The sequence below is a fragment of the Bacteroides sp. AM41-16 genome (assembly GCF_003603495.1).
Lineage (GTDB): Bacteria > Bacteroidota > Bacteroidia > Bacteroidales > Bacteroidaceae > Bacteroides > Bacteroides uniformis.
This window is the reverse complement of the sequence record NZ_QTNE01000003.1, coordinates 174,042-199,927: the sequence shown is the minus strand read 5'-3', so window position 1 is coordinate 199,927 and position 25,886 is coordinate 174,042. Positions and strand designations below refer to the sequence as shown.

Annotated in this window: 22 protein-coding genes; 3 read left to right on the top strand and 19 right to left on the bottom strand. The window is 42.3% G+C overall.

Annotation, left to right across the window (positions count from 1 at the left end; genetic code table 11):
- Nucleotides 1-85 precede the first annotated feature (85 nt).
- Complete coding sequence (gyrA, locus tag DW896_RS04580) at nt 86-2,614, top strand: DNA gyrase subunit A (RefSeq protein WP_005827761.1); 2,529 nt, start codon at nt 86-88, stop codon at nt 2,612-2,614.
- Between the two features lie 30 nt (nt 2,615-2,644).
- A complete protein-coding gene (locus DW896_RS04575; RefSeq protein WP_005837195.1) occupies nt 2,645-3,886 on the top strand; it encodes a M48 family metallopeptidase in 1,242 nt (413 codons plus the stop codon).
- 184 nt (nt 3,887-4,070) lie between these two features.
- On the opposite strand, the gene DW896_RS04570 is transcribed toward DW896_RS04575, so the two are convergent.
- From DW896_RS04570 to tsaD, 19 genes are all read right to left on the bottom strand, one after another.
- Nucleotides 4,071-5,201, bottom strand: a complete 1,131-nt coding sequence (locus DW896_RS04570; protein ID WP_005827758.1) for a universal stress protein — start codon at nt 5,199-5,201, stop codon at nt 4,071-4,073.
- 80 nt (nt 5,202-5,281) lie between these two features.
- On the bottom strand, nt 5,282-5,557 hold the full coding sequence (locus DW896_RS04565; protein WP_085929906.1) for a DNA-binding protein: 276 nt from the start codon (nt 5,555-5,557) through the stop codon (nt 5,282-5,284).
- A 249-nt stretch (nt 5,558-5,806) separates the two neighbouring features.
- A complete protein-coding gene (locus DW896_RS04560) occupies nt 5,807-6,652 on the bottom strand; it encodes a tetratricopeptide repeat protein (RefSeq protein ID WP_005827754.1) in 846 nt (281 codons plus the stop codon).
- Between the two features lie 10 nt (nt 6,653-6,662).
- Nucleotides 6,663-8,507, bottom strand: coding sequence for a BatD family protein (locus tag DW896_RS04555; RefSeq protein ID WP_009038374.1), 1,845 nt, complete (start codon nt 8,505-8,507; stop codon nt 6,663-6,665).
- A 22-nt stretch (nt 8,508-8,529) separates the two neighbouring features.
- Nucleotides 8,530-9,240 carry a tetratricopeptide repeat protein gene (locus DW896_RS04550; RefSeq protein ID WP_008664501.1) on the bottom strand — a complete coding sequence of 237 codons (711 nt, stop codon included), beginning with the start codon at nt 9,238-9,240 and terminating at the stop codon, nt 8,530-8,532.
- Nucleotides 9,237-10,265, bottom strand: coding sequence for a VWA domain-containing protein (locus DW896_RS04545; protein WP_005827751.1), 1,029 nt, complete (start codon nt 10,263-10,265; stop codon nt 9,237-9,239). The genes DW896_RS04550 and DW896_RS04545 overlap by 4 nt, the downstream gene beginning before the upstream one ends.
- Before the next feature lie 80 nt (nt 10,266-10,345).
- Nucleotides 10,346-11,329: a VWA domain-containing protein gene (locus DW896_RS04540; RefSeq protein WP_009038373.1), complete on the bottom strand. Its 984-nt coding sequence runs from the start codon at nt 11,327-11,329 to the stop codon at nt 10,346-10,348.
- A 95-nt stretch (nt 11,330-11,424) separates the two neighbouring features.
- A complete protein-coding gene (locus DW896_RS04535) occupies nt 11,425-12,504 on the bottom strand; it encodes a hypothetical protein (RefSeq protein ID WP_009038372.1) in 1,080 nt (359 codons plus the stop codon).
- Between the two features lie 7 nt (nt 12,505-12,511).
- On the bottom strand, nt 12,512-13,381 hold the full coding sequence (locus DW896_RS04530; RefSeq protein WP_005827747.1) for a DUF58 domain-containing protein: 870 nt from the start codon (nt 13,379-13,381) through the stop codon (nt 12,512-12,514).
- A gap of 168 nt (nt 13,382-13,549) precedes the next feature.
- Nucleotides 13,550-14,545, bottom strand: a complete 996-nt coding sequence (locus tag DW896_RS04525; protein ID WP_005827745.1) for a MoxR family ATPase — start codon at nt 14,543-14,545, stop codon at nt 13,550-13,552.
- A gap of 193 nt (nt 14,546-14,738) precedes the next feature.
- A complete protein-coding gene (locus DW896_RS04520) occupies nt 14,739-15,920 on the bottom strand; it encodes an HU family DNA-binding protein (protein ID WP_009038371.1) in 1,182 nt (393 codons plus the stop codon).
- 27 nt (nt 15,921-15,947) lie between these two features.
- Nucleotides 15,948-16,220 (bottom strand): HU family DNA-binding protein, encoded by a 273-nt coding sequence (locus DW896_RS04515; protein WP_005827742.1) that lies wholly within the window; start codon nt 16,218-16,220, stop codon nt 15,948-15,950.
- 78 nt (nt 16,221-16,298) lie between these two features.
- Nucleotides 16,299-17,597 (bottom strand): 30S ribosomal protein S12 methylthiotransferase RimO, encoded by a 1,299-nt coding sequence (gene rimO, locus DW896_RS04510; RefSeq protein WP_009038370.1) that lies wholly within the window; start codon nt 17,595-17,597, stop codon nt 16,299-16,301.
- Nucleotides 17,594-18,553, bottom strand: a complete 960-nt coding sequence (gene ftsY / locus DW896_RS04505; RefSeq protein WP_005827738.1) for a signal recognition particle-docking protein FtsY — start codon at nt 18,551-18,553, stop codon at nt 17,594-17,596. Before ftsY ends, rimO begins: the two co-directional genes overlap by 4 nt.
- A 251-nt stretch (nt 18,554-18,804) precedes the next feature.
- Nucleotides 18,805-18,963, bottom strand: coding sequence for a DUF4295 domain-containing protein (locus DW896_RS04500; protein WP_005827735.1), 159 nt, complete (start codon nt 18,961-18,963; stop codon nt 18,805-18,807).
- A 14-nt stretch (nt 18,964-18,977) separates the two neighbouring features.
- Entirely contained in the window at nt 18,978-19,166 is a 189-nt protein-coding gene (gene rpmG / locus DW896_RS04495; protein ID WP_002560155.1) for a 50S ribosomal protein L33, read from the bottom strand.
- 20 nt (nt 19,167-19,186) lie between these two features.
- Nucleotides 19,187-19,447 carry a 50S ribosomal protein L28 gene (gene rpmB, locus DW896_RS04490; protein WP_004291052.1) on the bottom strand — a complete coding sequence of 87 codons (261 nt, stop codon included), beginning with the start codon at nt 19,445-19,447 and terminating at the stop codon, nt 19,187-19,189.
- A gap of 121 nt (nt 19,448-19,568) precedes the next feature.
- Complete coding sequence (locus tag DW896_RS04485) at nt 19,569-20,036, bottom strand: CinA family protein (RefSeq protein ID WP_009038369.1); 468 nt, start codon at nt 20,034-20,036, stop codon at nt 19,569-19,571.
- Nucleotides 20,037-20,049: 13 nt separating this feature from the next.
- The gene (gene tsaD, locus DW896_RS04480) at nt 20,050-21,072 is read right to left on the bottom strand and encodes a tRNA (adenosine(37)-N6)-threonylcarbamoyltransferase complex transferase subunit TsaD (protein WP_117713683.1); all 1,023 of its coding nucleotides are present in this window, start codon (nt 21,070-21,072) and stop codon (nt 20,050-20,052) included.
- A gap of 204 nt (nt 21,073-21,276) precedes the next feature.
- On the opposite strand from tsaD, the gene DW896_RS04475 reads away from it, so the two are divergent.
- Nucleotides 21,277-25,749 carry a translocation/assembly module TamB domain-containing protein gene (locus DW896_RS04475; RefSeq protein WP_117713684.1) on the top strand — a complete coding sequence of 1,491 codons (4,473 nt, stop codon included), beginning with the start codon at nt 21,277-21,279 and terminating at the stop codon, nt 25,747-25,749.
- Nucleotides 25,750-25,886 lie beyond the last annotated feature (137 nt).

Here is a 25,886-nt window from a genome sequence, read left to right as displayed (position 1 = left end):
GGAAAACTTTTGTATATCGTAAAAAAGCAGTACTTTAGCGTGGTTTTTCACGAACCCGAAAATGTATAATTAATAATCTTTTTAAATGCTTGAACAAGACAGAATTATAAAGATTAACATCGAGGAGGAAATGAAGTCATCGTACATTGACTACTCTATGTCGGTCATTGTTTCACGTGCCCTTCCGGATGTTAGAGATGGTTTTAAACCCGTTCACCGAAGAATTCTTTTCGGAATGATGGGATTAGGAAATACCTCCGACAAACCTTATAAAAAATCAGCCAGAGTTGTAGGTGAAGTATTAGGTAAATATCACCCTCATGGCGACTCGTCCGTTTACGGAGCTCTTGTACGTATGGCTCAGCCTTGGGCAATGCGTTACATGTTGGTAGATGGACAAGGTAACTACGGTTCAGTAGACGGTGACAGTGCTGCTGCCATGCGTTATACAGAGTGTCGTTTGCGAAAAATTGGTGAAGACATGATGACAGACCTTGAGAAAGAGACTGTTGACATGCAGAACAATTTCGATGACTCTTTGCAAGAGCCTACCGTCATGCCGGCCCGTATTCCGAATCTTTTGGTAAATGGTGCATCTGGTATTGCCGTAGGTATGGCTACCAATATGCCGACCCATAATCTATCTGAGGTTATTGACGCTTGTATTGCATACATTGAAAACAATGACATCGATATAGAAGAGCTGATGACGTATGTCAAAGCTCCTGATTTCCCGACCGGAGGCTATATATACGGTATGAGCGGTGTTCGCGAAGCCTATCTCACGGGACGCGGACGTGTCATAATGCGTGCTAGAGCCGAAATTGAGACTGGTTCGACGCACGATAAAATCGTTGTGACAGAAATTCCCTATGGTGTCAACAAAGCTGAATTGATTAAGAATATAGCCGATCTGGCCAACGAAAAGAAAATTGAAGGTATTGCCAATGCTAATGACGAATCCGACCGTGAAGGTATGCGTATCGTTATTGATGTAAAACGTGATGCAAATGCCAGCATTGTACTCAACAAGCTCTACAAGATGACAATGCTGCAGACATCTTTTGGTGTGAACAATGTTGCATTGGTACATGGCCGTCCACGTCTGTTGAATCTGAAAGATTTGATAAAACACTTCGTTGAGCACAGACACGACGTAGTCATCCGCCGTACTCAGTATGATTTGCGCAAGGCCAAAGAACGTGCACATATTCTGGAAGGATTAATCATTGCATCTGATAATATCGACGAAGTAATCAAGATTATCCGTGCTGCTAAAACCCCGAATGATGCTATATCAGGTTTGATGGAGCGATTCCAACTCAGTGAAATTCAGTCACGTGCCATTGTTGAAATGCGTTTGCGTCAGCTCACAGGATTGATGCAAGACCAGCTGCACGCCGAATATGAGGAAATTCAGAAGCAGATTGCTTATTTGGAAGAAATCCTTGTCAATGACGAACTCTGCCGCAAAGTCATTAAAGATGAACTGATTGAAGTAAAAGAGAAGTATGGTGACGAACGTCGCTCGGAAATTGTCTATTCATCAGAAGAATTCAATCCGGAAGACTTCTATGCAGATGATGAAATGATTATCACCATCTCGCACATGGGATACATCAAACGCACACCGCTGAGCGAATTCCGTGCGCAAAACCGTGGTGGGGTAGGCTCCAAAGGTACCGAAACCCGCGATGCAGACTTTGTAGAGCATATTTATCCTGCAACCATGCATAATACCATGATGTTCTTTACACAGAAAGGTAAGTGTTACTGGCTGAAGGTATACGAAATCCCCGAAGGTACTAAGAATTCGAAAGGTCGTGCCATCCAGAATTTGTTGAATATCGACTCTGACGATGCTGTAAACGCCTATTTGCGCGTGAAGAACCTGAACGACCAAGAATTTATCAACAGCCATTATGTATTGTTCTGTACTAAGAATGGTGTCATTAAGAAAACATTGCTTGAGCAGTATTCACGTCCTCGCCAAAATGGTGTAAATGCTATCACTATCCGTGAAGACGACCGTGTAATCGAAGTGCGTATGACAAACGGCGACAATGAAATCATCATTGCCAACCGTAACGGACGTGCCATTCGTTTCCATGAAAGTGCTGTGCGCGTTATGGGACGTACTGCCACCGGTGTACGTGGTATGACATTGGATGAAGACGGTCAAGACGAAGTAGTAGGTATGATATGCATCAAAGATCCTGAAGCGGAAACAATTATGGTTGTATCGGAACAAGGATATGGCAAACGTTCGGATATTGAAGATTATCGCAAGACCAATCGTGGAGGTAAAGGTGTGAAAACAATGAATATCACCGATAAAACGGGTAAATTAGTAACTATCAAGTCTGTTACAGATGAAAATGACTTGATGATTATTAATAAATCCGGTATTACCATCCGTCTGAAAGTCGCCGATGTTCGTATCATGGGACGTGCTACACAAGGTGTGCGTCTAATCAACCTTGAGAAACGTAATGACGAAATCGGCTCTGTATGTAAAGTCACTTCAGAAAATGAAGAGGAACTTATAGAGGAGGGGGAAGAAAATACCCTTGAAAGCCCTCAGAACGAGGTAAACAATGAAAATGAAGAATAGACATAATATTAATTTAAATTTTCTACAATCATGAAAAGAGTATTATTTTCAATGGTTTTACTACTTGTCGCAAGCTTTACTTTCGCCCAAGAAAAGAACGTAAAAGAGGCTAAAAGTATTGCTAACGGAGTAAATCCTGACTTTGCCAAAGCAGAGGAACTGATAAATCAGGCTTTAACCAATCCCGAAACAAAGGACAATGCCGAAACGTGGGATGTAGCAGGTCTTATCCAAAGAAAAAGAAGTGAGAAAGAAATGGAAAATGCCTATCTGAGAAAACCTTATGACACTCTTCAGGTATATAATAGCGCATTGAACATGTGTAAATTCTACTTCAAATGTGACGAATTGGCACAAATTCCCAATGAAAAGGGCAAAATCAAGAATAAATATAGAAAATCTAATTCTGCTACAATTTTAGCAGAACGCGGTAATCTGATCAATGGCGGTATCCAATTCTTTAATTTGGCCTCACAGAAAGAAGGCGATGCAGCCAATGAAGACAATAAAAAAGCATTAGATTTCTTTGCAACATACATTGATATTGCTATCAACCCGATGTTTGAAAAGGAAAATCTATTACAAACAGATACTGTATTACCCCAAATAGCATATTATGCAAGTTTAGCAGCTGCTAAGATGGAAGATTATCCTAGTATTTTGAAGTATGCTCCTTATGCGCAAGATGATAAAGAAGTTGGGAAATACGCAATGGAATTTATCTCTACTGCATTGAAAGCTGAAGGTGATACTGTTAAATGGATTGCTTCTTTAAAAGAAGGTATCCAGAAATATCCTGAACATTCATTCTTCTTCGGTCACTTGATTGATTATTATAGCAATAACAACAAATATGACGAAGCTATGCAGTTTGCTGATGATATGTTGGCTAAAGATCCTAACAATACATTCTATTTGTATGTAAAAGGCTACCTTTATCACAATATGAAGGACTATGATAAAGCTATTGAATTCTATAAAAAAACTATAGAAGTAGATCCTAATTATGCAGAAGCATACTCTAATTTAGGCTTGATTTACTGCTTACAAGCACAAGATTTCTCAGAAAAAGCAACTACAGATATTAATGATCCGAAGTATAAAGAAGACCAGGCTACTCTGAAGACTTTCTATGAAAAGGCAAAACCTTATTATGAAAAGGCAAGAGAACTGAAACCTGATCAAAAAGATTTGTGGTTAAATGGTCTATATAGAGTGTATTATAATTTGCAAATGGGCCCTGAATTCGAAGAAATTGAAAAGTTGATGTAATACTTTATAATAAAAGCCTAATTAATAATTTAATTAGGCTTTTATTATTGTTATATCATTAAGTAAAGAATGTTATTTCTTAAGTGAGGGAGAGAAGAAATTAAAATTAGATTAAATTATTCCAGCGCCATATTAAACATAATGCTGATATTGGATAGAAACCATATATACCTATATTCAACACCTAATTCGGTCTTCCGTAAATTACCAACAATGGTGTATCAGAATGGAAAATCATCTTTCTGGCAATGCCAGGGTTAAATAAGCGCGAAAATATATTTCTTTTATAAGAAGTTAATGTTATAATATCAATATGATTACTTTTGATATAACTGTCTAAACTACTAAGCAGATTATCGTTCTTTACCACATCATAGTATATTTCCAATTGTGGATATTGTTTTTGAAAATATTCCTTAATACCAGCCAGTTTTATTTCATTCCATGTATTCTGAACATCTGAAAGATGTATCAGAGACACTGAAAACTTAAATGATTTCAGATTATTTATTAGCGAATCAAAAGCTATTAAATCACGTTGATCAAAATTAGTAATGAATGCAATACGCTTAGCCTCAGAAAATTGCTTGAATGGAGTATTTTCAGGAATGGCCAATACCGGTACACGGCTACGTTCAATCACTTCAGCCGTTACACTACCGATCAAATCAATATCCTTCTGACTTTTACCACGAGTTCCCATTATGATAATGCGTGGTCGATATTCCTTGGTATAGCGGAGTACCTCTTCTTCAGGAATACCTTCACGCAAAACACAAGTATATTTAATATCTGGAAACTCGCCGGAAGCTACCTTCTCTTTTACTTTATCAGATAATGCATTCAAATCAGCATGAACTTTTTGTAAGATACTCCTTACATTCTCCTCATCACTTAGCTGATAGTTAAATACGTCTCCGTATGGCAAAGAAGTTGCATATATAGGAGTAAAATAAACATGTAGCAAAACAACTTCTGCACCTATATTCTGAGCGAAATTGAAACCGAACTCGCAAGCCTTCAAAGAATAATTGGAAAAATCCACTGGAATCAGCACTTTATTACTAACCTTCTCCAGTTTAGGTGACTTCCCCCCCACTACCTCTTCAGATAACCACGCAGAGCTTTCAGTAATTTTCAGAGCATGAGGTAAGTCACTCTCCTTAATACGTACACGTACGCCAGAAGAAACAACCGGTTGTATCTGGTTTACATTGTGAATATAAGTCTCAATACCTTCATTTTCAAGAACATTTTTCAATATTTGAGCTTTCGCGTACGTTAAGATTGCCAAAGTAACTAATTTATCTTCCATATATCATTGATTTTGAGATTAAAACAAACAAGAAATCCCAATTGTTGTCAGCAATTGGGATTCTATCTAACTTTCTCTTCTTAAGCTCGAACAGCTTCTTCAGTCTTACCTGCCATTTCATCTAAAATTTTTAAAGCTCGCTCTAAAACAGTAGTATCATCAATCATAACCAATCCACCATCTGGTCCAGGTTCCAAGTGAATCCCAACACTTTTCCCCTCCTTAAAATTGTGTCCACCAAAAAAATTTCTTACAGTGTCAACATTCAGTCCAAGTTCATCGGCTATTCTATGCATACTACCACTAGGCAATGAGTCTTTAATCTTACGTAATTCATTAAATGTTATTGTTCTCATATTCATAAATTTAATGGTTAATACTCTGTACTTTTTATTATCACGCTATAAACTTAAGGAAAAAAAAGGATAAAACAAACTATTTCTTTATCTTTTTTCAAAAAGAATATTGCCTCTCCAAAAAATAATCATTTTCAAGTATGCAGAATTATAAGTACAGAGAAAAAGCTCCTAAAAATAGACAGAAACAGCTCGTATAAAGCAGAATTATCGGGTTTATACGAGCTGTTTTTAGAATACAGGGAAAATTTAAATACCTTCTATGGCAGAAGCTGGAACCCACCCTACTTTACCATCTTCCAAACGAATTTCTTTCCATTCACGCATAGAGTTGTCTTTTATCTCAACTTTACGTCCCTCATGAAGAATGAACAGACTTGTACCACTTTCACTGGGAGTACTACGCACTGTGACACTAGGTGCCAACACTATAGCTTCGTTACGTTCCATCAGTTCGCCTTTTTGCTGAGCAGCAAACACATTACTCAATATAACAAGAACCAGGAATACTATTCCTGCAATAAATCCCACTTTCTTTCCCGTAATCTGTTTTGAAAAGAAAAAGAGATAGAACGAAACGAGTAATAGTACAAAGAACACAATCCCCAACTTAGCCCATGCGTCTACGCTAAGACAATTAATCAACGATTTAGTCCAAGATACAAAGAAAACCTCAGGAACTGGGATTACCTTATCGATTGTCTTAGAACGTGCTATCTCCAAATTTGCACGAATATCAGCATTACCAGGTTCCAACAACAAGGCACGCTCATAATTCAATATAGCTCTTGCTATATCATCTGCCTTATAATAACTGTTGCCAAGATTATAATAGACCTCTGCAGCCTCTCCCTTCTTTAACAGATTCTCATATATTTGAATGGCAGAAGCATAATCATTCCGTATATAAGCGCTGTCACCTTCAGCCTTTGTCACATTGCTTTCTTGCCTTGCAGCAGAGAATTCCGCATGTGAACCGACGGATGTAGAGTCACTAGCAGTCTGTAATGTATCTACAGATGCAGAATTCTGCCCATAGGCAGTAATTGCCATCACTAGACTAAGAGTAAAAAACAATATTTTATTCATTACCATTTCCTCCTGATTAATGTTTTATCGAGTTTTCCATTTTACTGATAACTTCCAAAGAAGCTGAATATACCTTATCCATAGCCTGGTTATCATCACCCGGAGCAAAGCGGGCAAACTCACAGTTATTCAATGCATCGAGGAATTCCTTTATCAACGCATCATTCACACCATAATTACGAAGTTCCTCTTCGATATTATCCTTAGACAAACGGGATACCGGAATGTTCAGTTTATCACTGATATACCCCCAAAGAGCCTTCAAAACCTCATCATAAAACGCATCTTTCTTATTCTCAGCCAATAATTTACCAGCTTGCTTCATACGTTTCACCGCCACTTTATTGGCTTTCTTGGTACGCATCTTTGCTACATTTGCATTGGCTGCTATTTGCTTACGATAGATGATAAAGAATGTAATGAATGCAATACCCGGTATCAAATAAAGTAACCAATACGTCAACGAACCGAAGAAGAAATCACCTTTGGGAGACAGAGTTACGTTATTCTGCTTGATAAAACGAATATCCTCGTTCAATACTTTCAGTTCTTCCTTGCTTGTAAAGTTTGCAATAGTCTGAGCAGCATTGCCTGCTCCCTTTTCCACATGCAATTCATACTCTTCCGTAGTCAACGTTTTATACGAACGGGAATTAATATCAAAATAACTGAACTTTACGGCAGGAATCTTATAAGTTCCCGCATTACGAGGAATTGCCAGATACTCAATGACCTTACTACCGGAGAGGCCCGAATTTGTCAGACGAAATTTATTGTCCACCTTCGGATCATATACTTCAAAATCCTCGGGGAATTTAACTTCCGGATTAGAAAGCAATTTCAGATTACCAGTACCAGAAATGACAAGTTTGACAGTAACAGCATCATTGGTCTTGACATTTGTACTATTGATAGAAGAAGTTATATTGAACTCTCCCACTCCTCCCGAAAAATCGGCTGGCTTACCTGCCGGCAAGGGCTTTACGTCAATTGTCAGTTGCGGAGTCAAAATAGTCTTTTTCACCTCTACGTAATTGCTTCCTCCATTGAAAAACGCCTCGAACGGATCGGATACTTGTGTAGCCTTGGCTATAGAAGCGTCAAAACGTGCTGCATCAATTGTCAGTTTACCGGCTTGTTGCGGGAACAACACAAACTGACGATAGATTGTAGACTGATAATTTCTACCTTTATAATGCTCCAATCCCCATCTTCTGTCATTAGGCAATTCTACTTCCTGAGAATGGAATCCTTTGAAGTCGGGCAATTTCACATTATCAAACATACGTAAGTCCACCAAGGTATATATCTTGTATGTCAGCAGAAAAGCCTCTTGTTCATACACCGTCATCTTACTGGCAGTAGCTGTAATAAACAAATCACTATTCGATACAGATGTCCCGGAAGAAGCGCGGCTGGCAGTGCCCTCACTCTGTTTGCCACCATTTCCAGAAGCTCCATTAGCAGCCTGATCTGCCGGAAGAACCCTTACTTGTACAGAATTCGAAACCATTTGGTTACCATCAGCAGTGATAGTGGCTCCTGGAATAGTAAAATCACCTTCTGCAGTCGCCATTAAAATATAAGTGAATGTAATACTGCTGGTTGAAGTCGTCTGCCCATTAATCATCTGCACGCTACTCTGTTGCGAGCGGCTGGGCCCCATCAACACATCAAATTCCTTCATAGAAGGAGCACGAAAATCCCTTACCTTTTGTGTAGTCACCGTATACGACAGTCTGAACTGGTCTCCTACCGCCACAGCGTCAGGAGCAGACGCAGTAAACGATACCTTGCCATCGGCAAAGACATTCATACCGACTGCAATCAGTGCTATCCATAAGAAAACTATTTTTCTCATATATTATTTCCTATTATGTTTGTTACCAATCTTTTTCCAGACGACCTCCTTGAAGTACCTGCTGCTTTTTCACTTTATCCTGCACATCCTTCTCGTCTTGCATGACAGAGTTCAATAGCTGCTCGGCATTTTCCTTAGACATCTCATTATCTTTCTTTTCCGGCTGAGAAGGTTGTTGTTGCTGGTCTTGATTCTGTTGCTGGTCTTTCTGCTGATCCTGCTGTTTATCCTGCTCCTTCTGTTGGTCCTGTTTATCCTGATCTTGATTCTGATCCTGGTTCTGCTGCTGGTCTTGCAACTGTTTCTGTGCCAAAGCAAGGTTATAGCGCGTTTCATCATCTTTCGGATTATTACGTAACGACTCCTTATAGGCTTCTACCGCCTTTGCATAATCCTTCTGAGAATGAAAGATGACTCCCATATTATGATAAATCTGTGCTAAGTTCGATTTGTCCTTTTCTATCTTGGTAGCTCCCACATATTGCTCCATCGCTTCCTGCAGCTTGTTCTGCTGGGTCAATGTATTTCCCAGGTTGAACATGGAAACCGTTGACTTCGGGTTTACCTCCAAAGCCTTCCGATAGTTCACTTCTGCATCCACATATACGCTATCCTTAAAAAAACGGTTTCCCTTACGGATATAATCGCGTTCCGCCTTCTGTGCAGAAGCTGAAACTGCCACTAACAGCAGCAAAACTATTCCAATATATTTTTTCTGTAACATACGCATCATTTCTTATTAGAGAATAAATGAATGTTGCGGAACAGAGGATTCTTGCGCTCCAATATCAACATCTCAGCCAGTAACAACAGCAGAATAATCCATGCCACTGCCTGAAACTGTTCATTGAATTCCGTGTACACCTGTGTTTCCACATCTGCCTTTGCCATCTTGTTGATTTCCTGACTAATCGCTTTCTGTGCACCGTTGGTATTGTCTACGCGCACATAAATACCATTTCCTGCCTGAGCAATTTCCTGACACATCTGCTCATTCAAGCGAGTAACGATTACATTACCTTCACGGTCACGACGATAATCATTAGTACCCTCTATTGGAATGGGAGCACCCTCAGGCATACCTACCCCTAATACATTGACCTGGATACCTTTCTCTGCAGCAGCCTTAGCAGCTTCTACGGCACCACCTTCATGGTTTTCACCGTCGGTGATGACAATAACAGTACGTCCCACTCCTTCTTGAGGTGTAAAACTCCGGGCAGCCAGATTTATTGCAGCTCCAATTGCCGTACCTTGCTTGGAAATCAGCGAAGGATCGATGGACTCCAAAAACATCTTGGCAGAAATATAATCACTCGTAATAGGCAACTGGGTAAAAGCGTCACCTGCAAAAACAATCATACCGACCTTGTCATTCTGCATCTTATCTACCAACTGCGCCACCAGCCGTTTTGCCTTCTGCAAGCGGCTTGGCTGTACGTCTTGTGCCAGCATGGAATTGGATATATCCAACGCAATCATCACTTCCACTCCCTGGCGTTTTACCGTCTCCAGTTTGGAACCAAACTGCGGACGTGCCAGCAGTACCGTGAACAACCCGATAGCCGCAAAAACCAACCAAAACTTCACATCCGGACGGTATTTGGAAACATCCGGCATTAGCTGTGCCATCAGTATAGGGTCACCAAATTTACGAATGGCTTTCCTCCTCCGATAATTGGAGTACAAGTAGAAGGCCGCCAATAAAGGCAGCAGCAGCAACAAGTACAAATATGCAGGTTCTTCAAATCGAAACATCTTTTTATTTACAATTTAGCAATTTACAATTTACAATTTGGCTACGCAATGACTGATACACTAAAAGACATTCTCCGTTTTTACGGTATCTTCTTCAATATAGAGTTGCGTAACAGTACCTCCAGTAATACGCACAAGAAAGCAGCCAACGCAAACCAGCGGTACTCTTCCTGGCGCTTGCTGTATTCTTTTACATTCAATTTTGTTTTCTCCAGCTTGTCTATCTCTTCGTACACTTCCTTCAACTTCGAGTTGCTGGTGGCACGGAAATAGTTACCTTCCGTTGTTCCGGCAATCTGTGTCAAAGTCTTTTCATCAATTTCGACGGGCATATTGACATATTGCACTGTTCCGCCTACCGGATAAGGATAAGGAGCCATACCATTGGTTCCTACCCCAATAGTATAAACGCGAATGCCAAAACTCTTGGCTATTTCAGCAGCCGTCAAAGGAGAAATATCACCTTTATTATTGACACCGTCCGTCAGCAGAATAATGACTTTCGACTTTGCCTTGCTATCCTTCAAACGGGTAACGGCATTGGCAATACCCATACCGATTGCCGTTCCGTCTTCAATCAGCCCGCACTTCATATCTTTAAGCAAGTTCAACAATACGGCATGGTCTACTGTCAACGGACATTGCGTAAAGCTTTCTCCAGCAAACAAAGTTATACCTATATTGTCATTCGGACGTCCGTTAATAAACTCTGCCGCCACATCCTTCGCCGCTTCCAACCGGTTAGGTTTCAGGTCTTCGGCCAGCATACTGGTAGAAACGTCCATAGCAAGCATGATATCAATACCCTCAATCTCACTGTTCTGCCAGCTATCGGTGGTTTGCGGACGTGCCAAAACAAGAATAATCAGTATCAAGGCAATTATCCGCAATACAAACGGTACATGCAACAAATAGTTCTTATAGCTTTTAGGGGTATGGGCATACACACGGGCATCCGAAATCTGAAGCGTAGCTTCACTATTCGTCCGCTTCATAATATACCATACTATATAAGGTATAAGCAACAGCAGCAAAAATAAATATTCAATATTGGCAAAAACCATATTTATGTACGATTTAACGATTTACAATTCAGCTTCGCTCCAAACATCCTTCATTTTTCACTCATGTATATCCGATTGAAGTCACTTTTCCAGCATTAAGCAAAATAATTATACAACTCCAATCCGATATATATCAATGAACAGGCAAGAGCTACAGCCAACACCACAATACCCGCTCCCAGCAAAATCTTGGTACGCAAAGAACGTTTCTCGATAATGGTAATCTCAGTAGGTTGCGGCTTGGCATTCTCCTCTTCTTTCTCCTTGGTTTCATTAATAAAGTCAATGGCATTAATCAGGTTAGCGTCATTTTCGTTCATCAATGGATTATGCTTGGCAAATTTCACCAAATCAGCAGTCTGGAACAATTCACGCAAATCCGATATTGCTTCCTTATCTTTCATTTCCAGCAACTTATCTATGATTTCCGTAGAAGTCATTTCCAAAGCATTGAAACCAAAGCGGTCTTTTATATATGTACGAAGAGCATCAGTCAATTCCGTATAATATTCCTTCGGTTCCCCTTTCTGCCATACCTTCTCATTCTTGATACGTTCTATCTCCTGCATAGCCAACTGATGGGGAGGCAGCTTAGGTTCTACCTTCACCTTACGGATAATAGGCTTATTGTCGAAGAAGCGCATTATCAGATAGACAAGTAATATCCCTATCGGGATAATCAGCGCACCACAAGCCATAAGACCATACCAGTCTTCCCAGGCAAAAGGCGCTTGCATCACTGTTTTGGGACCGAAGAACTGTTCCGGATTCTCCGGGTCTAACGGGACATTCACCGAATATACTTTCAAGGCCAACGCTTTGGAGCGATACTTCTCATTATCCACTGTCACTTCCATAGGCGGCAGATAATAAAGAGCCGAGTCGAAAGAGGTAACTGTATACTCTTGAGTTATCAATGCACGCCGGCCATCATTCAGCAGTTGCGTATCCGGCTTGGCCACATCAATAATTTCAACCCCATTCACCAGCGTATCGGTATATACCGGGAATATGGCACGCTTATCGGCATCCAGAGATACTTGAAGCTTTATCTTTGCCTGCTCTCCAATAAGAATCTGCAAAGAGTCAATCGTAGCATCTACCGTTACCGACTGGGCTACTACCCTTCCCGACCATGCTATCAATAACGCTATCAGAAATAAATATCTTTTCATTTTCCGATTAATTTCGTTTCGCAAACAAATTCATCAATGCCTTGACATAATCCTGGTCGGTACGTACCGACACATTGTCGACATTACTCTTGGTAAACGTTTCATTCAATTCCGCCTGCTTGTTCACCCACCAATCATGATGGGCACGGCGCACGGCACGCGAGGAGGTGTCAATCCACTGCTCATGTCCCGTCTCGGCATCCCTAATCTTCATCAGTCCCACGGGTGGCAATTCTTCCACACGACGGTCGTACACCTGAACGGCAACCAGGTCATGCTTACGATTGGCAATGGTCATGGCGTTCTTGAAACTTTCCTGGTCGATGAAGTCGGACAAGACAAATGCCGTGCAACGGCGTTTCATCACATTCGTCAGATATTCCAATCCCAAACGGATGTTCGTCCTCCGGCTTTCCGCATGAAAATCTATCAGTTCGCGGATGATGTAAAGTATATGCTTACGTCCCTTCTTGGGCGGAATAAACTTCTCAATCCGGTCCGAAAAGAAGATGACACCAATCTTGTCATTATTCTGAATGGCAGAGAATGCCAGTGTAGCGGCAATTTCCGTCACCATATCCTTCTTCATCTGCTTTACCGTACCGAACTCCAAACTACCGGAAACATCTACCAACAACATCACTGTCAATTCGCGCTCCTCCTCAAACACCTTGACGTAAGGCTTGTTGAAGCGGGCGGTCACATTCCAGTCAATGTCGCGTATGTCATCGCCAAACTGATACTCGCGCACCTCGGAGAATGCCATACCTCTACCCTTGAAGGCAGAGTGATACTGCCCGGCAAAGATATTGTTGGACAATCCGCGCGTCTTTATCTCAATCTGACGGACTTTCTTCAAAAGTTCTGTTGTTTCCATTGATTTATTTTAATAATCTCATTTAAGCACACAAGCGCAATTTAGTTTATAACAGAAACTTCCCTATGAAAAGGGGTGAGGTTTTCGGTACTCAACCCTAAGGTTTACGACGCTAAGCCTCAGGTATAGGATTGTAAACCTCAAGTTTACGAAAACCTCTATTATGCGTTAGGGCACTTCAACCTTGTTCAGTATCTTGCTGACGATTTCATCAGATGTCATATTGCTGGCTTCCGCCTCGTAAGTCAAGCCGATACGGTGGCGAAGTACGTCATGTGCCACAGCGCGCACATCCTCCGGAATGACATAACCGCGACGCTTGATGAACGCGTAGCTACGGGCAGCCAAGGCCAAGTTGATGGAAGCACGGGGCGAACCGCCGAAACCAATCATGTCTTTCAGTTCTTTTAAATCATATTTTTCCGGATAACGGGTAGCAAATACAATATCAACAATATATTTTTCTATTTTCTCATCCAGATACACCTGGCGAACCACTTTACGAGCTTCAATAATTTCGTCTGCCTTCAAAATGGGCTTCACTTCAAATTTATCACCATTGATATTCTGACGGATAATCAGTTTCTCCTCTTCCAGCTTCGGATAGTCTATTACGACTTTCAGCATGAAACGGTCCACTTGCGCTTCGGGCAGCGGATAAGTACCTTCCTGCTCGATAGGATTCTGTGTGGCAAGCACCAGGAATGGTTTGGGCAACCCGAAAGTTTCATTGCCGATAGTAACTTGACGTTCCTGCATGGCTTCCAGCAAAGCACTCTGTACTTTGGCCGGAGCACGGTTGATTTCATCAGCCAAAACAAAGTTTGCGAAGACCGGACCTTTTTTTACTTGGAACGTTTCATCCTTCTGGCTGTAAACCATTGTACCTATTACGTCGGCAGGCAACAAGTCAGGCGTAAACTGAATGCGGCTGTATTGCGCATCAATCAACGAAGCAAGCGTCTTGATAGCTAAAGTCTTTGCCAAACCGGGCACACCTTCCAACAACACATGTCCATCGGACAACAAACCAATTAACAACGACTCTACCAGATGCTTTTGTCCTACAATGACCTGGTCCATACCTGTGGTAAGATTGGTAACGAAAGCACTTTGTCTTTCAATCCGCTCATTCAGTTCGCGGATGTCAATTGTTTCAGCCATAAATCAATCTATTTTTTAATGTTTAATTTCTTCATTTATCCGGTTTTGAACCGGCAATTATTTTTTTCGCTCCCAAAAGTACGGGAATAAATTAACCATACCAACTAATTTTTATTAAAAAACTATGCGAAACCTTTTAGATTAAACTACTTTCATAGAGTTTAGTATTTAACAAAAAAGAAGCAGTAATTTTTTACTGCTTCTTGGCTAATTTCGGTATCTTGATAGTGGTACCATAAGGTACATTATCCGGATTCTTGATTACGCCGGGATTATGCTTCACGATATAAGGCCAAAGAGCTTTTGTCCCATAAAAACGAAGCGCTACCCTAGTCAGCGTTTCCCCTTCCTTGATGGTATAAGTGGTTTCTGTTCCCACAATCGTATACCCCACAGAATCCGGTTCAAACGGTGCAACTGTCTTTTTCTGCTCTTTTTTAGGAGCGGGAGACTGTACCTGTACATTTTCCTTTGGAGTTGTTGTAAGCGCAGGAGTTGTTGTAGCAACAGTTTCTGCCACAGTATCTGTCCGGGCAGGAACTACAACATCTTTTGAAACAATGCTGTCTGTCAAGGCAATATTGTCTTGACCGGCAGGGACATCCACCTTTTCAGTAACAGATTCCTTCACATCCGAGTCTGCAACCTCTTCTACAAGAGGCTTTGCAGTAAGTTTGTCAAGCAAGTCCGGATAATACATGAAAGCTACGGCACCACCACACAACAACACTACAAATACAACGATGCCTATAAAATATTTCATAGTCGAAGAATCTGCCGTATCTTTTATCACTGGCTCAGACGGTTCCGGTTCAACAGCAACTATATTTTCAGGCATTGCTTCAGGTTCAGTTTTTTCCGGTTTCTCCTCTTCAACTTCCGGTTCGGGCTCAACTAACGGCTCTTCGACTACAGTTTCCACCAAAGGTTCTTCTATCGTGGCTTCTTCCACTAAGGCAACCTTCTCCTCCACCTCTTGTTCCGGAGTTTTGATTTCAGTATCTTCATCATCTTCACTGTCATTTTCCTGCAGGGTGTCCTCAAGCACCGTAGCGTCATTCAAAACTACAGTTTCAAAATGCGAAAATGGTCTATTGATAATATCTTTCAAAGCCGGTTCCGGTGTAAACGACACTTTTGTATGCCCTTGTATCTCAAACCTTTCCCCCGTATTCACATTAACGCTTTCACGACTCCCGACATCTATCAGCTTGAAAGTCCCCAAACCTCGTATCTTCACATACTTGTCCTTCTCCAAAGACTCCTCAATCAGCTGGAAGAATTCTTTCACAAAACTATCCGCATTCTTCTTGCTCATGCCATGCCTTTCAGCCAGCGTGTCAATCAGGTCTTGTATGTTCAGTTTCTCATTCATAATACGGGAGATTTTTTTAAAAGCCGGTTACTTAAACTTATCCTTTAACAATGTACTCGGCTTATAAGTCAACACCAATTTGGGAGGTACCAGCATACGCTGCTTTGTAGTCGGATTCACAGATATACGCTCTGCCTTCTTTTTCACTTCGAATGTACCGAACCCTTGTATAGAGATAATATTTCCCTCCTCCAACTGCCGTGTCATATCTGCCAGCAATGAAGCAACCAGTTCAGAAGTATCTTTCAATGTGTATCCTAACCTCCGCGACAATTCAGAAGTAAACTCTTTGTTATTCAAAATGTAAGCCTTTAAATTGAACTACGGTGCTATATTAGCAAATCTTCTTCACATATGCAAGAAGATAAGGAAAAATCTTTAAATTATTCGTCCAAAAAGGTCGAAATCATCGGAATTTACTATCTCTACGTGGTAAAAGTTACCTATATGCAACGCTCTGTCTCCACGCTCAATCAAAACCTCAGGATCCACTTCGGGAGAATCAAATTCTGTACGTCCAATATAATATTCGCCTTCCAGCCGGTCAATGATTACTTTCATCTGCCTGCCTACTTTCTCCGCACTCAACTCCCCTGAAATGCCTTGTTGAATAGACATTAACTCATCCAAGCGCGCTTGTTTCACTTCCTGGGGAATAGAATCCTCATATTCAGCAGCGGCATACGTCCCTTCTTCTTCCGAATACGCAAAAGCCCCCATTCTATCGAAACGCACTTTACGGACAAACTCTTTCAGCTCCTCAAAATCGGCTTCAGTTTCTCCTGGATGCCCCACCATCAGTGTAGTACGGAGATGGATACCGGGAACCTCCTCACGGAATTGTTCTATCAGCTTATACGTCTCATCCTTCGTCACATGGCGGCGCATCTTTTGCAGCATATTGTCGCTGATATGTTGCAGGGCAATATCCATATATTTGCATACATTGTCACGCTCGCGCATCACACGGAATAAATCAGTCGGAAAATGTGCCGGATAGGCATAATGCAAGCGTATCCACTCCACTCCGGGAATATCCGAAATCCGCTCAACAAGCTCGGGCAACATTTGCTTCTTATATAAATCTACTCCGTAATAGGTCAACTCCTGGGCTATAACCTGGAATTCCTTTACACCCCGTGCAACCAGATACTTCACCTCGTCAAGTATTTCCTCCATCGGGCGCGACACATGCCGTCCCGTAATGATGGGAATAGCGCAATAAGAACATTTACGGTCACACCCTTCGGATATCTTCAAATAGGCATAATGCTTGGGAGTGGTCAATGTGCGCTCTATGTGCAGCTCGTCATGATAGGCCTTTCCCAAATCCTGCAACAACTCTCTCCAATTGAATTTACCATAGAATTTATCCACCTGGGGAATTTCAACGGCCAATTCCTTCAGATAACGTTCCGAAAGGCAACCCATTACATAAAGCTTCTCCAAGTTTCCTTCCTCCTTGGCCTGCGCAAATTCCAGAATCATATTAATGGATTCCTCCTTGGCGTCACCGATGAAACCGCAAGTATTGATTACGGCAATCTGTCCCTTCGGTCTTTCCGCATCATGTGTCACATGGAATCCCACTTCCTCCAACTGACGCATCAAATGTTCCGAATCCACCAGGTTTTTAGAACATCCTAAAGTGATGATATCTATAGTCTTCCGTTTCATGCATTCTCCCCGAACAGTGAATCAACAAATTCCTTTTTACGGAACACCTGCAAATCTTCCATTCCTTCACCCAATCCAATATATTTAACCGGAATTTTAAACTGGTCTGAAATGCCGATGACTACGCCACCCTTGGCTGTTCCGTCCAACTTTGTAACAGCCATTGCCGTAACCTCCGTTGCCAGAGTGAACTGCTTGGCTTGTTCGAATGCATTCTGCCCGGTTGAGCCATCCAACACAAGCAACACCTCATTCGGAGCATCAGGAACAACCTTCTTCATCACATTCTTGATTTTCGTCAGTTCATTCATCAAACCGACTTTATTATGAAGGCGTCCTGCCGTATCTATAATTACCACATCGGCATTATTGGCAGTTGCGGAACTCAGTGTGTCAAAAGCGACAGAAGCCGGGTCAGCACCCATTTTCTGCTTTACAACAGGTACACCTACCCGTTCACCCCATATCACCAACTGCTCCACAGCAGCAGCACGGAAAGTATCGGCAGCACCCAGATAAACAGACTTTCCGGCTTTCTTGAACTGATAAGCCAGTTTGCCAATCGTAGTAGTCTTCCCTACACCATTGACGCCCACTACCATAATGACGTATGGTTTCTTCGCAATCGGTGCTTCAAAGTCATCCACATCCTCCGAATTATTCTCTGTAAGCAACGCTGCGATTTCATCACGTAAAATATGATTCAGCTCAGTGGCATTCATATATTTGTCGGCTGCTGCACGCTTTTCGATACGTTCAATAATTTTCAGTGTCGTTTCCACGCCCACATCCGAAGTTATCAACACCTCTTCCAGATTATCCAATACTTCATCATCAACTTTTGACTTTCCTGCCACGGCACGCGCAATCTTGCCAAACACACTTTCTTTGGTCTTAGATAATCCTTTATCTAATGTTTCCTTTTTTTCCTTGGAGAAAAAACTAAAAAATCCCATACACTAATTATTTTTATGCAACCTGTTTTCGCATTCCCTGCAAAGATAGTGCAAACCGGATGCAGAATAAAATGAACCCGTTCATTTTTTATGCCGAGGTGCAGCCTATCTTCGCATTTTCAGCAAAGATATAACAAAACTGACGAATATTAAAAACTTCGTCCTCTTTTTAAAAAGAAATCCCCTTACCGGAAATACCGACAAGGGGGATCTTTATAAGTCATCAGCGCTTTACAGCCACTGTATTTATCTTATTTCTTAAAGAAGTTCTGAACATCTTCATTACGGACCATCTGTTCATCAAAGATGTAAGCACCAGTCTTAGGAGACTTCACCATTTTGATAACCTTTGTATAAGAACGTCCTTCTTTGCTTCCTTCGTGCAAGGTTGCTACCGCTTTCTTTGCCATAAGTTATAGATTTATTATTTAATTTCTTTATGTACTGTCACTCTCTTCAGAATCGGATTGTATTTCTTCAACTCCAATCTCTCTGTGGTATTCTTTCTGTTCTTCGTCGTAATATAACGAGAAGTACCCGGCATACCGCTATCCTTGTGTTCTGTGCATTCCAGAATCACCTGTACTCTGTTACCTTTTGCTTTCTTTGCCATAATCAGTATTCTCCTCTACTTTAGCCAATAACTTTAATGCTTTTCCAATCACAATAACCTTTAGCTACCGCATCTTTCAAAGCAGCGTCCAGTCCTTTCTTATTAATAATGCGCAAACCATTAGCGCAAATGCTAAGGCTGATCCAGCAATCCTGCTCTACATAGTAGAACTTCTTGTTAAACAAGTTCAAATCAAAGGTTCTCTTTGTTCTTCTCTTTGAGTGTGAAACATTGTTGCCAATCATGGCCTTCTTTCCGGTAATTTGACAAATCTTTGACATTTCTATCTTAATTTTATAGTTTTCTTTTTTGCCTATTTCAAACAGAGCGCAAAGTAAGCACTTTTATCGTTACCAAACAAGTTTTTCTTAAAATAATTCACTGTATGATAGCATTTTTTCCTCATTTCAGCTTCTCACAAAGCAACAAAAGGGCATTTTGAATTGCTTTTTCCACATTTCCCTTTCTTCCCTCGTCCCCCTCCTGCTTCATGGCAACTATTTCATTTTTATAGGCAGCAGCTATCCACACCGTACCCACTGGTTTTTCCGGAGTCCCACCTCCAGGACCTGCAATACCGGAAGTAGCCACTGCACAATCTGTTTTCAGCGTTTTCATCGCACCTTTCACCATTTCTGTAACAGTTTCGCGGCTTACTGCTCCATGTTTTTCCAAAGTTTCGGCAGATACATGCAGCAAAGACATCTTTATTTCATTGGAATACGCCACTATACTACCATTAAAGTATTCCGAACTGCCGGGAACGGAAGTAATCAGAGCGGCAATCCCTCCACCCGTACAACTTTCTGCGGTGGAAAGGGACAATTTCTTTGCTTTCAGCAGCTCTCCTACCTTTTCTTCCAACTTCATACCTTATTATATATTATCCTAAAGTTACGCGTGAATAAGCAGGTGCTTCCATCGGACAAAAATCCTTATCCACATACTTGAAGTATCCGGTAATGGCAATCATGGCAGCGTTATCCGTTGTGTAGCTGAACTTCGGAATAAATATTTTCCAACCATACTTCCCGGCATGCTCACGGAAAGCATTACGCAATCCGTTATTGGCAGAAACGCCTCCTGCAACAGCCACTTCCTTTATTTTATATTGTTTGGCAGCTTTGCGCAACTTATCCATCAAGATATCTACAACGGTAGCTTCCAGTGATGCCGCCAAATCCGTCTTGTGATGTTCGATGAAATCGGGGTCGTCCTTCATCCAGTCGCGCAGAGAGTAAAGAAACGAGGTCTTAAGTCCGCTGAAACTATAATCCAACCCTGGAATATGCGGTTTGCTGAACGAGAAGGCTTTAGGATTACCTTGCCGAGCCAGTTTGTCAATAATCGGACCACCCGGATATCCCAATCCCATTACCTTCGAGCATTTGTCAATGGCTTCACCGGCGGCATCATCAATGGTCTGCCCCAAAATTTCCATATCGTTATAGGCTTTCACCAAGATAATCTGTGAGTTTCCACCGGAAACCAGCAAGCAGAGGAAAGGAAATTCCGGCTGCACATTATCTTCACCTTCTGCTTTAATGAAATGAGCTAACACATGACCAGTCAAATGATTAACATCAATCATAGGAATACCTAATGAACGGGCGAACCCTTTGGCGAAAGATACCCCCACCAACAATGACCCCATCAATCCCGGTCCACGTGTAAAAGCCACAGCACTCAATTCCTCTTTGGTTACTCCGGCGCGTTTCAATGCCTCATGCACTACCGGAACTATATTTTGTTGGTGCGCGCGGGAAGCCAGTTCAGGCACTACCCCGCCGTATGCTTCATGCACAGCTTGGCTGGCCACCACATTCGAAAGCAGATAACCATCTTTGATGACAGCTGCAGAAGTGTCATCACAAGAAGATTCTATTCCCAAGATTATTGTACTCATAATGTTTATTTACGTTTAAACGCTGCAAAAGTAGTGATAAAAGTACGATTCATAACGTATTATTTCATATTTTTGTTGGCTGATTATAAAAATTAACCGCCTATCAGAAAGCTAAAAAAAACAGTACGCTGGGTACTCGGTATTGTATTGGGATTGTATATCGGTACCATATTGTTGCTGAACATTCCATCCGTTCAGCGACAAATGTCTGTATTTGTTGCCAATGAACTGGCTTCCATACTGGACAGCAAGATTTCCATTGGGCGAATAAACATAGGATTGCTGAACCGCATCATCATCGACGACCTGCTCCTGGACGACCAGTCTGGCAAGGAAATGCTGAAGGTGACCCGTCTTTCTGCCAAATTCGATATTCTCCCCCTATTCAGCGGCAAAATATCCATCAGTAACATACAATTGTTCGGCTTTAACATCAATCTGAACAAGCAGACTCCCAAGGATAAACCTAATTTTCAGTTTGTACTCGACGCATTCGCATCCAAAGATACGGTTCAAAAGAAAAACAACCTGGATCTCCGTATCAATTCCTTACTGATACGCCGCGGAAAGGTTTCGTATGATGTGCTGTCCGAGAAAGAGACTCCGGGAAAGTTCAATCCACAGCATCTCCGCTTGCGTAACATTATTGCAAACATCTCCCTAAAAGCATTGCAAAATGATTCTATCAATGCCGCCATCAAGCGTCTGAGCATCGAAGAAGAACATTCCGGATTTGAATTGAAGAAACTAAGCCTAAAGGTTATCGGCAATGACCAACGGATGAAAATCGAAAATTTCGCCATCGACCTCCCCAACACCTCTTTGGCAATGGATACTATACACATGGATTATGACAGTCTGGGGGCGTTTGACAATCTTGCCCAAGATGTCCGTTTCTCATTCCATTTGCTGCCCTCTCAAATCGCCTTGCAGGATTTATCGGCTTTTGTTCCGGCTTTTGGTTCCTTCAAGGAAAAATTGCAAGTAGAGGTACAGACGGACGGCACTGTCAATCAACTGAATTGCCCGCACCTTTCCGTCTCTGTCGGAAATCATTTTTATCTGAGGGGAGACGTATCACTACAAGACCTTTCCCATCCGGAAAATGCTTATATATTCGGCAATTTGTCCAATTTGTACGCAGACCCGGAAGGAATTGCCTTCTTTGTCCGGAATTTCAGCAAGAACTATAATGGAGTACCTCCCGTCCTGCAACACTTAGGAACGGTTTCCTTCCGTGGAGAAGTATCGGGCTACTTCACAGACCTCGTAACTTACGGACAAGTACGCACTGACATCGGAACCATCCAAACTGACGTAAAACTAAGTTCTAACAAAGATAAAGGTTATTTTGCCTATTCCGGTGCAGTGAAAACCAAAGAGTTTGAGCTGGGCAAGATGCTGGGTAACAAAAAACTGGGTAAAGTAACTTTCAATCTGGATGTCAACAGCAGCCATTACGAAAACCAATACCCATCCGTACTGCTGAAAGGGCTGGTTGCCTCCATTGATTACAGCGACTACAATTACGAAAATATCACCCTGGATGGAGAATACAAGCAGGGAGGCTTCACGGGAAAAGTCGCCTTGGATGACACCAATGGTTCTGTTATTTTGAACGGTACCATCAATACCGCCAGTCGGGTACCGACTTTCAACTTTCAGGCAAGCATCGACAAATTTCGTCCTCATGCCCTACATCTGACACCCAACTATGAAGATACGGAAATATCAGTCAAAGTCAAGGCTGACTTCACCGGCGGTTCCATTGACGAGATGAACGGTGAAATCAACGTTGACAGCTTACTGTTCGCAGCTCCGGAAACACAATACTTCCTGGACAATCTGAAGATATCCGCCATCAGAGAAAGCGAAGACCAGAAACGGCTGACCATCCAATCCAACTTTCTCCAAGGTCGCATAGAAGGCGATTATTCTTATCGTACCCTGCCTGCCAGTGTACTGAATATCATGCGTCGTTATATCCCCGCCTTGATTCTGCCAGACAAGAAACCCATAGAGACGGAGAACAATTTCCATTTCGACATGCACATTTACAATACGGAACTACTCTCCACCGTCTTTCAGATTCCGGTAAAAGTATATACCCATTCCACCATTAAAGGATACTTCAATGACAAGGCACAGCGACTCCGTGTAGAAGGCTATTTTCCCCGTCTCCGCTATGAAAACAAATTCATCGAATCCGGAATGTTCCTTTGCGAGAATCCCGGTGACCAGTTCCATACACGCCTACGCTTCAGCAACCGCAAATCAAGCGGCGCTGTCAATATAGCTTTAGAAGCGCAAGCCCAGAACAACAGCATACAGACCACGCTGAACTGGGGTAACAGCAGCACTGTAACCTACAGCGGGAAACTCGCCGCCGTCGCCCACTTCATCCGTGAACAGAAAGAAGCGAATGAAAGCAAGAGGAAACTTCCCCCCTTAAAAACCGTCATTGATGTCCAGCCCACCAACGTGATACTGAACGATACACTGTGGGATATACATCCTTCCCAGGTAGTACTCGACTCCGGCAAAGTGTATGTCAATGATTTCTACTTCAGCCATAAAGACCGGCACTTGCGTATCAATGGCATCGTTTCACCACATCCCGAAGATACAGTACGTCTGGATTTGAAGGAAATCAACATCGGTTATGTGTTCGACATTGCAGACCTCGGAGTCAATTTCAAAGGAGAAGCCACCGGTCCGGCTTTCGCCAGCGGAGTACTGGAAAACCCCGTCATGAGCACCGACTTGTTTATCCGCAACCTCGGATTGAACGAAGGCTTGCTGGGTGATGCCAACATACACGGAGAATGGCACCACGACGTGAAGGGCATCTATCTGGATGCCCATATCAGGGAGAAAGATATCGCCAAAAGCCATGTGTATGGCTATGTCTATCCCTTGAAGCCCACCAGTTCATTGGATCTCCAAATTGAAGCGGGCGGTACCAACTTGAAGTTTATACATCATTATATGAGCAGCATCACGCCCGAATTCAACGGACGTGCCACCGGCCATGTACATTTCTATGGCAAATTCAAGGCTCTCACCATGGAAGGGCGTGTATTCGGCGATGCTTCCATGAAGGTAGACGTGCTCAACACCACTTTCTCCGTCAAAGACAGCATCTACATCGAGCCCGGCGGGTTGACCTTCCGCAACAACCGCATTTTCGACACGCAAGGGCATCAAGGCAGCATGAGCGGCTATCTGCACTATCAGCATTTCAAGAACCTGGAGTACCGTTTCAATTTCAATGTCAACGACATGCTGGTGATGAATACCAAAGAATCACCGGACTATCCCTTCTACGGCACCGTCTACGGTACGGGGAATGCCACTATTGCCGGTAATGCCCAAGATGGCGTTAACATTGACGTTGCAATGACTACCAATCGTAACACCACCTTTACCTATATAAAGGATAACGTATCTACAGCAGTCAGCAACCAGTTCATCAAGTTTGTGGACAAGACGCCACGCCGTGCCGTACAAGACTCTGTTCGCCTTTCCGACTACGAGATTGCCCAAAAGGAAATCGAGGAAGAGAAAGAGAGCGACACTGACATCCGGCTGAATCTCTTGGTAGACGCCACCCCCGACGCTACCATGAAGATTATCATGGACCCTATCGCCGGCGACTATATCAGTGGACGGGGAACCGGAAATATCCGTACTGAGTTCTTCAATAAAGGAGATGTAAAAATGTTCGGCAGTTACCGGATAAGCCAGGGAGTCTATAAATTCAGTCTGCAAGAGGTTATCCGAAAGGACTTTATTATCAGGGATGGAAGTACCATTACATTCAACGGTTCGCCGCTGGATGCCACTCTGGACATAAAAGCAGGCTATACGGTCAACTCAGCATCCTTAAATGACCTAATGCCCAACGAGGCAACCTCCGGCTACATCAGCCAAACAAATGTAAAAGTGAACTGTATGATGGACCTTACCGGACAATTGACTTCACCCGATGTAAAATTCGACATCGAGCTGCCCAACGAACGCGATGAAGTGCAGGCCATTGTCCGTAACTATATTCCTACTGACGAGCAAATGAACATGCAGATACTCTATCTGTTGGCTATCGGCAAGTTCTATACCCCGGAAAACTTGGGAGCCACCCAGAATTCGAATATGATGTCCAGTGTTGTTTCATCCACCCTTTCCGGACAGTTGAATAACGCTTTATCAAACATTCTCGATGTCAATAACTGGAACTTCGGCACCAATTTCAGTACCGGTGAAAGAGGCTGGACAGACATGGAGTTCGAGACCATGCTTTCGGGACAATTATTGAATAACCGACTACTTATCAATGGTAATTTTGGCTATCGTGACAATCCGATGGCAAATACCAATTTTGTGGGAGACTTTGAAGCGGAATGGCTCGTCAACCGTTCCGGAGACATCCGCCTGAAAGCGTACAACGAAACGAACGACCGCTACTACACCCGGACAAATCTGACAACACAAGGTATTGGCATTATCTTCAAAAAGGATTTCAACAAATGGAGTGAGCTCCTTTTCTGGAACAGATGGAAACTCAACCGGCTGAGAAAGGAACAAGAAATAAAACAAGATACTCTATCCACTGATAAAATAAACACAGAACAGCAGATGCCTGAGGCACAATCAAAACGGAAAAGGGAGCAAAAGTAAAATTGACGTTCTTACTGTCCACATTGAAGGTTTTAGAATAAGTAAATAGGCTCAAATACAGTATTTAACATGGCTACACCCTTTGTACCTAAAGGTGTAGCCATCACTCTACGATGGTATAGGCATTCAAGGCAAAG